The 12,840-nt window shown below is 35.1% G+C and carries 13 protein-coding genes; 8 read left to right on the plus strand and 5 right to left on the minus strand.

What is annotated here, in order from left to right:
* Nucleotides 1–130 precede the first annotated feature (130 nt).
* Together O9307_RS01465 and O9307_RS01470 are read left to right on the plus strand one after the other, a co-directional pair.
* The gene (locus tag O9307_RS01465) at nt 131–946 is read left to right on the plus strand and encodes a UDP-2,3-diacylglucosamine diphosphatase (protein ID WP_298294607.1); all 816 of its coding nucleotides are present in this window, start codon (nt 131–133) and stop codon (nt 944–946) included.
* A 119-nt stretch (nt 947–1,065) separates the two neighbouring features.
* Nucleotides 1,066–2,097, plus strand: coding sequence for a glycosyltransferase family protein (locus O9307_RS01470; RefSeq protein WP_298294609.1), 1,032 nt, complete (start codon nt 1,066–1,068; stop codon nt 2,095–2,097).
* 183 nt (nt 2,098–2,280) lie between these two features.
* On the opposite strand, the gene O9307_RS01475 is transcribed toward O9307_RS01470, so the two are convergent.
* The 5 genes from O9307_RS01475 to hpt form a co-directional block, all read right to left on the minus strand.
* Entirely contained in the window at nt 2,281–4,425 is a 2,145-nt protein-coding gene (locus tag O9307_RS01475; protein ID WP_298294611.1) for a S46 family peptidase, read from the minus strand.
* Between the two features lie 175 nt (nt 4,426–4,600).
* Nucleotides 4,601–5,602 carry a GTPase ObgE gene (obgE, locus tag O9307_RS01480; protein ID WP_298294614.1) on the minus strand — a complete coding sequence of 334 codons (1,002 nt, stop codon included), beginning with the start codon at nt 5,600–5,602 and terminating at the stop codon, nt 4,601–4,603.
* Nucleotides 5,603–5,675: 73 nt separating this feature from the next.
* Entirely contained in the window at nt 5,676–6,947 is a 1,272-nt protein-coding gene (locus tag O9307_RS01485; RefSeq protein ID WP_298294616.1) for a hemolysin family protein, read from the minus strand.
* A gap of 169 nt (nt 6,948–7,116) precedes the next feature.
* Complete coding sequence (locus tag O9307_RS01490) at nt 7,117–7,689, minus strand: adenylate kinase (RefSeq protein WP_298294618.1); 573 nt, start codon at nt 7,687–7,689, stop codon at nt 7,117–7,119.
* 69 nt (nt 7,690–7,758) lie between these two features.
* Nucleotides 7,759–8,289, minus strand: coding sequence for a hypoxanthine phosphoribosyltransferase (hpt, locus tag O9307_RS01495; protein WP_298294620.1), 531 nt, complete (start codon nt 8,287–8,289; stop codon nt 7,759–7,761).
* A 99-nt stretch (nt 8,290–8,388) separates the two neighbouring features.
* Here hpt and O9307_RS01500 point away from each other — a divergent pair, with 99 nt between their 5' ends.
* The 6 genes from O9307_RS01500 to O9307_RS01525 all read left to right on the plus strand — a co-directional run bounded on the left by O9307_RS01500 (nt 8,389) and on the right by O9307_RS01525 (nt 12,776).
* Complete coding sequence (locus tag O9307_RS01500) at nt 8,389–8,934, plus strand: hypothetical protein (RefSeq protein ID WP_298294622.1); 546 nt, start codon at nt 8,389–8,391, stop codon at nt 8,932–8,934.
* A gap of 66 nt (nt 8,935–9,000) precedes the next feature.
* Complete coding sequence (locus tag O9307_RS01505; RefSeq protein ID WP_298294624.1) at nt 9,001–9,264, plus strand: DUF6364 family protein; 264 nt, start codon at nt 9,001–9,003, stop codon at nt 9,262–9,264.
* On the plus strand, nt 9,261–9,674 hold the full coding sequence (locus O9307_RS01510; protein ID WP_298294626.1) for a PIN domain-containing protein: 414 nt from the start codon (nt 9,261–9,263) through the stop codon (nt 9,672–9,674). Before O9307_RS01505 ends, O9307_RS01510 begins: the two co-directional genes overlap by 4 nt.
* Nucleotides 9,675–9,679: 5 nt before the next feature.
* Nucleotides 9,680–10,840, plus strand: a complete 1,161-nt coding sequence (locus tag O9307_RS01515) for a 5-(carboxyamino)imidazole ribonucleotide synthase (protein ID WP_298294628.1) — start codon at nt 9,680–9,682, stop codon at nt 10,838–10,840.
* A gap of 82 nt (nt 10,841–10,922) precedes the next feature.
* Entirely contained in the window at nt 10,923–12,182 is a 1,260-nt protein-coding gene (locus tag O9307_RS01520; protein WP_298294630.1) for an ATP-binding protein, read from the plus strand.
* 3 nt (nt 12,183–12,185) lie between these two features.
* Entirely contained in the window at nt 12,186–12,776 is a 591-nt protein-coding gene (locus O9307_RS01525; RefSeq protein ID WP_298294632.1) for a hypothetical protein, read from the plus strand.
* The last annotated feature ends 64 nt before the right edge of the window (nt 12,777–12,840 follow it).

Below are 12,840 nucleotides of genomic sequence, written 5' to 3' on the forward strand. Positions count from 1 at the left end.
CATTCCCCTAACACTACTACCTTATTTTCGTAAAAACTTTATATGAAATTGAAACTTACAAAACCTAGTGCACAAAATTCTACCACCAAGAAGCAATTGATATGTGAGTCCAAAAGAAAAAAAATCACATATGAAAAGTAAACGAAAAATTCCTTTAGTCGTTATAAGTGATGTGCATTTGGGCACGTATGGCTGCCAAGCCAAAGAATTACTACAATACCTCAAATCCATTCAGCCGCAAATCTTAATTCTTAATGGCGATATTATCGATATGTGGAATTTTAGCAAAAGTTACTTTCCTGTTGCCCACATGAATGTTTTGAGACAAGTCATAAAACTCTCCAATTTAGGCACAAGAGTCATCTACATTACAGGAAATCACGATGAAGCCCTTCGTAAATATTCAGATTTTGTTTTAGGGAATTTTGAGTTGGTCGACAAATTGATTTTAGAAATCGATGGTAAAAAAACGTGGTTCTTTCACGGCGATGTTTTTGATTCTTCCACCAGAGGCTATGCCAAAATCCTTGCTAAATTAGGAGGCAAAGGCTATGATTTACTGATTTTAATCAACAGTTGTATCAATTGGTTTCGCGAATTGTTCGGCAAAGAAAAAAGAAGCTACTCCAAAACCATCAAAGACAGTGTAAAAAAAGCGGTCGCATTTATCAGCAATTTCGAAACTACAGCGGCCGAAATCGCCATAGAAAAAGGCTACAGTTATGTGGTTTGCGGGCATATCCATAAACCTCAAATAAAAACCATCGAAAACGAACACGGAAAAGTCACTTATCTCAATAGTGGTGATTGGGTCGAAAATCTAACGGCTTTAGAATACAAAAAAGGAAAATGGAGCATCTACCAATACCTTAAAGAACATTACAAAGATGCCGACACTTCCGAAGAAAAAACAAAGAACGACATCGTGGTCAAAATCCTATCCTAGTGAAATAGAGTTAAAAAAACAGAATCAAGACCAAATACTTATCGTAAAGTTTTTTGTTGAAGTAATACAAAGTGTTAGATAGTCTTCTTAAATCTATTTTCAATCTTTCAATCTTAAGCATGAAAATATTCTACGCCATTCAAGCCACAGGAAACGGACACATTAGCCGAGCCATTCAGCTCTATCCTTATCTACAAAAATATGGTGAAGTAGATTTCCTTTTAAGTGGCACTTATGCTTCCTTAAATCCAAGCATTCCGATTAAATACCGAAGCAACGGTTTGAGTCTTCATTACAGTCAATGTGGAGGATTAGACTATTGGAATATTGCCAAAAAAGTAAAGCCCAACCAAATCTACAACGACGCTCGCTCGCTACCATTAGACCAATACGATGTCATTATCAATGATTTTGATTCCATTACTGCATTGGCCTGCAAACTACAAAAAAAACATTCCGTATCCTTCGGGCATCAAGCCAGTTTCAGGTCCAAAAAAACCCCTCGACCCGAAAGAAAAGATGCCTTTGGTGAATTAATTTTCAAACATTATGCACCCGCTCCACAAAATATTGGATTGCATTTTGAGCGTTACGATGACTTCATTTTACCTCCCATTATCAAGGACGAAATTTTAAACGCAGACCCAAAAAATGGAGGACATATCACCGTTTATCTTCCCTCTTTTCAAAAAGAGTGTTTAGAAAAAGCTTTCCATAAATTACCCAACGAGCACTTTCACTGGTTTTTGAGCGATGTCAAAACAAAGCATAAAGCAAAAAATATCACCTATTACCCTGTAGACCAAACCTTTTTCAACAAAAGTCTAATCAAATGCTGGGGCATCATTACGGGTGGCGGATTTGAAACGCCTTCAGAAGCTTTATACCTACGCAAAAAAATCCTTTCCATTCCCATCCGAAAACATTACGAACAAGAATGCAATGCCGCCGCTCTAAAAAAAATGGGCATTCCTGTCATTTACGAAGTCGGCCCAGATTTCGATTTGATTATAGAAAATTGGCTCTCACTGCCTATGAATTACCCTAGAATCGAAGTCAATGTCATTCCACACACTTTAGATTTCCTATTTGACACCTATCACCAAAAACAAAACCGCCTTGAAATGAATCAAGACGGTCTTATCTATTAAAGTTTTTAGGAGCAGAAAAAATAGGCACTCTGGTTGTCATCGTCCCGCTATCCGTTACACCCGAGCGAAGCGAACTGTCGAAGTAATCTCTAGACTCGTTTGGTCACGAGTCTAGAGGATTTTCACTGCTATCGGGGCTAGAGAGCCACAACATTCTTTCTTGCCTTCAATTTTATTTTTAAACTATTTTACGATAGTCATTTCATCAATAATATTTTGAGCTCCAGCATATTTGTCAATAATCCAAAGCACAAAACGAATATCTAAATTGATGGTTCTTTGTAATTTTTTATCAAAAATAACATCACCTGCCATCGCTTCAATGTTACCATCAAAAGCAACACCAATTAACTCTCCTTTTCCGTTCAATACTGGCGAACCTGAGTTTCCACCAGTAATATCATTATCTGTCAAGAAGTTTACTGGCATATATCCTGCTTTATCCGCATACTGACCAAAATCATTGGCTTTATTCAACTCTAATAAACGAGAAGGCAAATCAAACTCAGCGTCACCCGCTTTGTATTTGTTTACCATTCCTGTCATAGTGGTGTAATTGTTAATTTTGGCGTCGTTACGTTTGTCAGCAGGCAAAGCACGAACTTTTCCGTAAGTCAAACGCAAAGTAGAATTCGCATCTGGATACTGAATCGTATTCAATTTTGATTCTCTCAAACCTTCCACCAATTTGCGGAAAGCGATAGCAAAATCATCATCAGCTTTGGCTTGTTCTGGCGATTTCGCTCTGATTTTAGTCACCAAATCATTAGAAATAACATACAAAGGGTCGTTAGTAATAGTTTCAACTTTAGGCTCTTTCAAAAACGCAAGCACTGCATCTTTCGAGGTAAAAATACTAGAAGTTACCGCCTTGTGTACATCATTGGTAAAATCACCATTATTCGCCGCTTTCATTTCAGCCACTTTTGGTGCCAAACCATATTCAGCAGCTTTTGCAGCATACAAATTCAATTGTGCGGTCAAAACTTCTTTTTCAAGAGGTGCGTACAAACTTCCGTAAGCGCCATCAATCGCAGCGGTAAGTTTTGGCAACATTTCAGTTCTCTTTGCTTCGTTTTCTTTAGCATAAGCGATTAAACCATTTCCTAAACTAGCTGGCAAAGCACCGTAAGCAGCAGTACGTAACAATTGTGTCAAGTAATTATCGTGACGCGCTTTCAAGTTGGTTTGAGCGTAATAATTATTGATAGTTGTAATTACATCACCATATTTGGCTTTATTTTCAGCTTTGTTAGCCCAAGCGTTAAATTTAGCTTCTTCTTTTGTTTTGGTTTGAGCCGTTTTAGCTTTAGTCAAAGCATCAATCATTCCTTGACGGTTTTTCCAATAGTTAGCTGTAGAAGCATATTTAGAAGCATATTGTAAGTTTACAGTAGCATCTTTAGTCATAAACTTTTTCATATTGTCCATTCCTGTTTTGGCACCTTCTACCCAAGCAGGATAAGCATACTTCACGTTTTGCTCAATTCCATTAGCTGGCATCCATCTGTTGGTACGACCAGGATACCCTAAAATCATAGCATAATCATTCTCTTGCACACCTTTTAAGCTTATTGGCAAGTAATGTTTTGGTTGCAATGGCACATTCTCTGGAGAATATTCTGCTGGATTTCCGTCTTTGTCAGCATACACTCTAAACATAGAAAAATCGGCTGTGTGACGTGGCCATTCCCAGTTGTCTGTGTCTCCACCAAATTTTCCTAAACTCTCTGTTGGAGTTCCTACCAAACGAACGTCTTTGTAATCTTGGTACACAAAATAGTAGTACTCATTTCCTTGAAAAAACGGACGAACAGAAACAGTATATTTTCCGCCTTCATTGTTTTCTTTTTCAATCAAAGCAATCTCTTGTTGAATCGCTTTGTTGCGCTCAGCTTCTGTCATTTTATCATTTACTTTAGACAAAATACGTTTAGAAACATCATCCATACGCACAAAGAAACGAACGAACAACGACTTTGGTTTTAGCTCTTGACTTTTGTCTTTTGCCCAAAAACCATTTTTCAAATAGTTATTTTGTTCTGATGACAATTCTGCAATCGCGTCATAGCCACAGTGGTGATTGGTTAAAACCAGTCCTTGTTTTGAAACAATTTCGGCAGTACATCCGCCATTGAATTGTACAATCGCATCTTTCAAACTGTGGTGATTGATACTGTAAATTTCTTCGGCTGTTAATTGCAAGCCCATTTTTTCCATATCTCTATGGTTTAATCTTTCGATAAACATCAAGAACCACATTCCTTCGTCTGCTTTTACAGGAAAAGCCATCAGGCATAAGGTCAAGAATAAGACAATCTTTTTCATATAGGTAAATATTTATTTTAGCATTGCGAATATAAGTCATTTTCGCATTTTAAACGACTATTCGTATTCAAAATCACATTTTACATTCTCTTTCTTAACTTAATTTTATGAATTTTATAAAACAAAAAAAGGTGCTCTTTTTCAAGAACACCTTTTATATTTGATTGAAAAGAAATTATTCGTTCAACATTTTCCATAATTTATCTTTCAATTCGGTCAAACCTTGCTGGGCAACCGATGAAATAAACATATAAGGAACGTCTTTGAACTTAACATCTAATTCGGCTTTTAGTTCTGCTTTTAATTCGTCATCGAGCATATCAATTTTTGAAATGACCAACAAACGTTCTTTGTCTAGCATCTCTGGATTGTATTTGGTCAATTCGTTAACCAAAATATCGTATTCCGCTTTGATATCTGGCGTATCTACTGGAACCAAGAACAACAGCGTAGAATTTCTTTCGATGTGACGTAAGAAATAATGTCCTAACCCTTTTCCTTCGGCTGCACCTTCAATAATACCAGGAATATCAGCAATTACAAACGACTGATAATCACGATACGCAACAATTCCTAAATTAGGTTTCAAAGTCGTAAATGGATAGTCGGCAATTTTAGGTTTTGCAGAAGTCAACACCGATAGCAAAGTCGATTTTCCTGCATTTGGGAAACCTACTAAACCAACATCAGCCAAAACTTTCAGCTCTAGAATCACATCCATTTCAACACCAGGCAAACCAGGTTGCGCATACCTTGGTGTTTGATTAGTCGAACTACGGAAATGCCAATTACCTAATCCACCTTTTCCACCGCGGCATAAAACTTGTTTTTCTCCGTCTTCTGTGATTTCAAATAATGTTTCGCCTGTTTCTTTGTCTTTTACAACAGTTCCTAATGGCACCTCGATGAATTTATCTTCTCCATCAGCACCCGTACTTCTATCGCCACCACCATCTCCTCCGTGACCCGCTTTGATGTGACGGGCAAATTTTAGATGAAACAAAGTCCAAAGCCCTTTATTACCTACTAGATAAATATGTCCTCCTCGACCTCCATCACCACCATCTGGGCCACCATATTGTATAAATTTCTCTCTGTGCAAATGCGTAGACCCTTTTCCACCTTTACCAGATGAAACAAATATTTTTACATAATCTACAAAATTTCCTTCTGTCATTTTTTTAGGTTTTAGGTCTTGGGTTTCGGGTATTGGGTAAAACTAAAACCCAAAACCCAAAACCCAAAACCATTTATTTCAAGGCTTTCACCATAACTTTATCTATCTTAACTCCATCCATATCAATGACTTCTAGCTCGAACTTTTGCCAAATCAATTTTTCTCCTTGTTTAGGAATATGCGACAACTCGGTCATGATTAATCCGCTAACGGTAGTTACTTCATAATCATTAATTAGTTCATCTAACTCAAAAAAGGTTAAGAAATCGTGTAATGAATAATGTCCATCGACCAACCAAGAACCATCTTCTCTTTCTATTAGTTGAAAATCATCTTTGTAAAACTCGGCAGCATCACCTACCAAAGCTTCTAAAATATCATTTAACGTAATCACCCCCTGAAAATCACCATACTCATCAGATACAAAAGCATAATGAATACCTGTTTTTTTGAAATTCTCTAAAGCAGTGTAAGCGGTAGTTTGTTCCATAATAAAAGGCGCTTCGGTCATAATATCCGCTAAATTGAAATTATCATTTTCAAAATTAGAGAATATGTTTTTTAAATTAACCACCCCAACTATGTCGTCAAAATTCTCTCCATAAACTGGGTAAATGGAATGCAATTCTTTCAACATTAACTGCCTTACTTGTTCTTTGTTGGCATTAAATGGCAAGAAAACTACAGACTTACGGTGCGTCATTAAAGAATTGACTTTTCGGTCACCAATGTGGAAAACGCGCTCCACTATATCTTGTTCTATTTCTTGTACCTCTCCTCCTTCGGTACCTTCTTTGATAATGGCTTTGATTTCTTCCTCAGTTACTTTGCCATCTGCTGTAGGTTTGATTTGCAAAAGGTCCAAAATAGCATCTGTAGATGAAGTAAGTAACCATATAAAAGGAGCCGTGATTATCGAAATAAATTTCATTGGCATCGCTACAGTCTTTGCAATAGACTCTGGGTGGTTGAGACCAATTCGTTTGGGCAACAACTCCCCTAATACTAAAGAGAAAAAAGTAAGAACGACTACCACAATCCCTACTGCAATGGAGTGGGCATAGGGTTGAAAAACTTGATAGCTTTGTATAAAAAGCTCTACATCTTTGGTGATTTTATCTCCAGAATAAATACCTGTCAAAATACCAATTAAGGTAATTCCTATTTGTACGGTTGACAAAAACTTATTAGGAGAGTTGGCTAAATCTAATGCAGTTTTTGCACTTTTATTTCCTTTTTTTGCTGCTGTTTCTAATCTATTTTTCCTTGCTGAAATCAATGCGATTTCTGACATAGAGAAAACGCCATTTAAGAGTATTAGAAAAAAGATAATCAGTATTTCCAATTTTATGTTTGTTAGTTAAACTTCTTTTTAGCCCAGATGGAAGAGAAAAGCCCGGACTCTTGTGGTTTAGTTTTTGTTAGTAGCGCTAAGCGACTAAAAGAAGCTTGGGCGATACTTTACAAAAACAAACCACAAGAGGAGGACTTGTAACGTACAGCTGGAAATGCTCCTACAAATTATCGATAACTTGTGTAAGTCTTTCGGTAATTTCTTGAATACTTCCTATACCATCTACAGCGTGAAATTTGTTTTGCGCCTTGTAATAATCCATCAAAGGAGCAGTTTTTTCATTGTATTCTTGGTAACGGTTTCTGATTTTTTCTTCGTCTTGGTCGTCTACTCTACCGCTCGTTTTTCCTCTTTCAAGCAAACGTGCCACTAGTACTTCGTCATCAGCTTCTAGTGCAACAGTAGCGGTTACTTGGCTACCGATAGTTGGCAAAAAGGCATCTAATGCTTCGGCTTGAGAAATAGTTCTTGGGTAGCCATCGAACAAAATTCCTTTAGCATCCAAATGTTTGTTTACCTCGTCAATCAACATTTTGGTGGTTAATTCATCTGGCACTAAATCTCCTGCGTCCATAAAAACACGAGCTTGTTTTCCTAGCTCGGTATCATTTTTTAAATTGTATCGAAATACATCTCCTGTTGAAATGTGAACTAATTGGTATTTTTCTTTTAGGAATTCTGCTTGAGTTCCTTTTCCTGCACCTGGTTTCCCAAATAAAACAATGTTAATCATTTTTGTAATTTTAAAAGTGGCAACCTTATGGTTAAAGATTACCTTTAAATTAGTTATAGTTACTTTTAGTTATTCGCTTAGCTGATATACTTCGGGTAAATTTCTTCCCAATCCATCATAATCTAGGCCATAGCCAACGATGAATTTGTTAGGAATTCGGATGCCTACATAATCAATTTTACTATCTTGCTTGTAGGCTTCTGGCTTAAAGAAAAGCGTAGCAATTTTGAAATGCTTTACATTTTGACTTTTGAACAATTCTTTTAGCTCTACCAAAGTATTTCCGGTATCTACGATATCTTCGATAATCACAACCGATCTTCCTGTAAGATCTTGATTCAAACCTATTAATTGTTTTACATTCTCTGTAGAAGAAGTTCCTTCATAAGAAGCCATCTTAATAAAGGTGATTTCACAAGGTTTTTTGTATTTTTTCATCAAATCTGAAACCACCATAAATGACCCATTCAAAACTCCAACAAAAACAGGAGTTTCATCGGCAAAATCATCTTGAATTTGAGCGGCTAATTTGGTAATAGCAAAATCAATTTCGTTAGCAGAAATAAACGGAACAAATTGTTTATCGTGAAGTTGTATCATTATTTTTTAGGTTTAAAATAATGCACAAAGATACAGAATTCGTATTTGACAATTCACAATTGATTTTAAATTTGTATTTTTAAATTAAAACCATCCAAAATGAGCACTGAACTGTTGTCCCATCTAGATCATGTAAGTGGCTATCGAGACAAAAGAGTGTTGGCGGCACAATTTGTTTTGAATCATCCCGCTCATTTTGAGGAATTGCTACACCTTTGCTTTGCCACAGAAAATGAAAAGTCATACAAAGCCTCTTGGGTTTTGGAACAAGTGGCTTATAGTCAACTAGAATGGTGGCAACCGCATTTGGATTTCTTTTGTTCGCATTTAAACCAACTCAACAATGAAAGTGCTATCCGTCCAGTTGCCAAAGTATTGCAGTTATTGGTTGAAAATCATTTCAAAAAGAAGACCATACAACTCACCCCAAAACATCTTGAACTAATAACGGAATGCTGCTTTGATTGGTTAATTTCTGATACTAAAGTAGCAGCCAAATGCTACAGTATTCGCACGTTATTTGTGTTAGGAAAATCGAATGATTGGATTTATCCTGAGTTACAAATCATAATCGAAAAAGACTATCCCGCTCAATCCGCAGCCTACAAAGCCGTTTCGAGGGAGATTTTAAAGAAAATAAAGTAGTGTTTTTCTATTTTCAAAAATAAACGAAATAAAAATTATCCGTACATTTGCAAAAACCATACGTATATGAACACCAAGCTCACATTATCGTTAGAAAAAGATGTCATAGAAAAAGCTAAAATCTATGCTAAAGGGACTGGTAGAAGTCTATCGGAAATGGTAGAAAACTACTTTAAAAGTTTGGTTTCTACCCCGAATAATTCCCAAGAAAACAAAGACGACGAGATAGACCCAAGTTTAAAGAAATTAGTGGGCATTATTGAATTACCTTCAGATTTTGATGTAAAGAAAGCTAGAGACGAGCATTACAAAGAGAAATACGGTATATGAGAAATATTTTTATCGACATCAATATATTAGTTGATATTTTTGCTAATAGAGAACCATTTGTTCATAAATCGTTATCAATCTATAATCTGGCTATTAAAAGAAAAATAAAATTATATTCCTCTTCAAATACCATAACAACATTACATTATATCTTAAAAAAATCAATTTCTGAGGAAAAAACAAGATTGGCATTAGAGCACGTTATTGAACACGTATTGATTATTCCGGTGGATATCAATATCATCAAAAAAAGCTTAAAATCAAATCACAAAGATTTCGAAGACGCCATTCAAATCACTTCAGCGCAATCTATTAACACCATAGAATGCATTGTAACAAGAGATTTAAAAGACTATAAAAATGCAGAAATTAATGTGCTTTCTCCTGATGAATTTTTAAACACACTATAAAACAAATGAATTATTTTTCTTCTGATTTTAAACTAGGCATATTAGGTGGCGGACAATTAGGCAAAATGCTGTTGTTTGACACTCGAAAATTCGATATACAAACCTATGTACTAGACCCTAGCGACGAAGCGCCTTGCAAAATCGCTTGTAACCAATTCTTCAAAGGCGATTTGATGGATTTTGATACCGTTTACAACTTTGGAAAACAAGTCGATGTGCTGACTTTCGAAATCGAATTGGTAAATCTAGAAGCCTTAGAAAAACTAGAAAATGAAGGCAAAAAAGTTTATCCATCTCCAAAAACCTTGCGTTTGATTCAAAATAAAGGGATACAAAAGGAATTTTATTTAAAACATACTATACCAACTGCTCCTTTCCAAAAGTTTTACAATCTTGAAAATCTAAAATCTGAAGTCGTTAATCAACAATCTACAATCAAAATGCCTTTTGTCTGGAAATGTACTGAATTTGGTTACGACGGAAACGGCGTAAAAGTAGTTCGAAAAGCTTCGGATTTGGATTTGTTACCCAATGTAGAATGCATTGCCGAAACGATGATTCCATTCAAAAACGAATTGGCCGTTATTGTTTGCCGCAATCCATCAGGCGAAATCAAAACCTATCCTGTGGTCGAAATGGAATTTCATCCCGAAGCCAATCAGGTAGAATACGTAATCTGTCCTGCAAGAATCGATGAAAAAGTAGCCGAAAAAGCCAGAGCGATTGCACTAAATGTTTCGCAACAATTCAACCACGTAGGTCTTTTGGCAGTTGAAATGTTTCAAACTGAAGACGACGAAATCCTAGTAAATGAAGTGGCTCCTCGTCCGCACAATTCAGGTCATTACAGCATTGAGGCGAGTTATACTTCGCAATTCGAAAATCATCTGCGTGCCATTTTGGATTTACCTTTAGGCAATACCGATAGCAAAGTGGCTGGAATTATGGTCAATTTAGTAGGTGCCGAAGGGCATTCAGGAGATGTAGTTTACGAAAACATCGAAACTATTTTAGGTTGGAATGGCGTAACCCCACATATTTATGGCAAAAAGCAAACGCGTCCTTTTAGAAAAATGGGACACGTGACCATTGCGAATGAAAATATGGCCGAAGCAAGAAGAATTGCTGAGGAAGTAAAGAATACGATTAAAGTCATTAGTGCTTAGTAAATAGTTCCTACTGATTAGTCCTTAGTTTCGTTGCCCATTTACCTAATAATTTTTAATTAGCTTTGTAAAAATTGAATTTATGAAAATTTCAAAATTACATATCGATCAGTTTAGACATCTGGAAAATCTGGATTTTGATTTTACGTATCAAAGTGGTGATCGTAAAGGTCAACCTTTGGATAAAATTTGTTTTATTGGACAGAGTGCAACCGGGAAAACTAGTTTGTTGGAATTGATCAATAAAGACATAAATGGTTTCTTGAATACTGAAATTGATCAAGATGGGAATATATGGGTAAAATTTAATAATTTTAATAGTAACTTAAAAATACATAATAGAGATGACATCTTTGAATATATCCATGGAGTCTATCTAAAAAACAAAGTTCCTTATGACAAAACACAAAGATCTGCTTCTTGGTTAGGATGTTTATTTGAAGAAACAGAAAGTATTTTTTACTTTACATCTGAATTGTTATCTTTCAAAAACATCAAAATATTCGAAGAAGACTCCATCTTCTTGATTGAGAAATACAAATCAATCGCAAATCGTAACGAACAAGCCATTTACAAACAAACTTTTAATGAAGATATAGATGAACAGATTTGGATAAGGTTATTAGATAACAATCTAAAATATTTACAAAATTTTTTACAATTCGCAACAGAATTAATTAATAGTGGAAGTGTCCTAGATAGTTCATCACAAAAAAAAGTTGACGATTGGAAATTAATAAACAGTAATCCATTAATTGATTTTTCTGAGAAATTCAATCTTATTCTAAGTAAAATTCAACTTGAAGTCGATTTGATTAATACTAAAAATATCATTCCATTAAAGCATAAAATTACAGGAGAAAACATCCCTATAAAGAACATCAGTACAGGAACAAAACACCTTTTATTAACTGCTTTACCTCTATACAAACTCAAAACTAAAGAATCAATCATTCTAATTGATGAACCAGAGCGTTCTTTATATCCAGATATGCAAATGGATTTAATGGATTATTATAAAAATCTTGCACCGGAAGCACAATTTATCGTAGCCACACACTCTCCATTTATTGCTGCCTCTTTTGAACCAGACGAACGTTTTATTCTTTATTTTAATGAAGAAGGAAAAGTAGCGGTTCGCAGAGGAACATCGCCAATTGGAGATGACCCGAATGATATGCTTTATAATGATTTTGGAATTGATTATATAAACAAATATGGCAAAAAAGTGTATAATGAGTATCTTGAAAAAAGAAGACAATTGCTGTTTGAAAAAAACGAAGAAGTAAAACAAAAACTTCAAAACGAAATTGAATCTATTGGAGATAAATATAATTTTTAATCAATGAAAAGAGTATTAAAATCTCCAACTTCTTTAATTATTTCCAACAATTTAACTTATAAATCTAACGGAAATAATACCAAACTAGGCATACTTCTTTTAAAAGAACAAAAGGGATTTTGCGCTTATACTGAACATTACATAGGATTTGACGACGCAAATGACATTGAACATTTCAATCCAAACTTAAAAGACCAGCCGAACGACAATTATTATAATTGGTATAAAGTCAAGCATCTTCCTAATCAAAGAAAAACGAACAATTGGATTGAACCAATTTTATTGCCATATATTGAAAATTTTGAAGATAGAGTTATTTATAATGAAGGTGAATACTTTGCTAAACTAAATGATGATGAAGCAAATAATCTTATTATCCTATTAGACTTAAATAATCAAAAAAGAGTTGAAGACAGAAAAAACTACATAAAAAGAAGAAGAGAATCAATAAATGATAGAAAGCTTCAAACTGATTTAGAAATAAAAAAATATTTCCAAGACAAAATCGATAATGAAATTAATTCGATCTCTTATTTGAGAGCCATTCAAGAAGAATTCAATATTGACATTTGGAATATGATTCCAGAACTATAACAAATAACAACTCAAACCCTACTCACCCCTAGTAGGAATTCCCCCTTTGGGGGTTAGGGGGCTG

It is taken from the genome of Flavobacterium sp., assembly GCF_027531905.1.
Taxonomy (GTDB): domain Bacteria; phylum Bacteroidota; class Bacteroidia; order Flavobacteriales; family Flavobacteriaceae; genus Flavobacterium.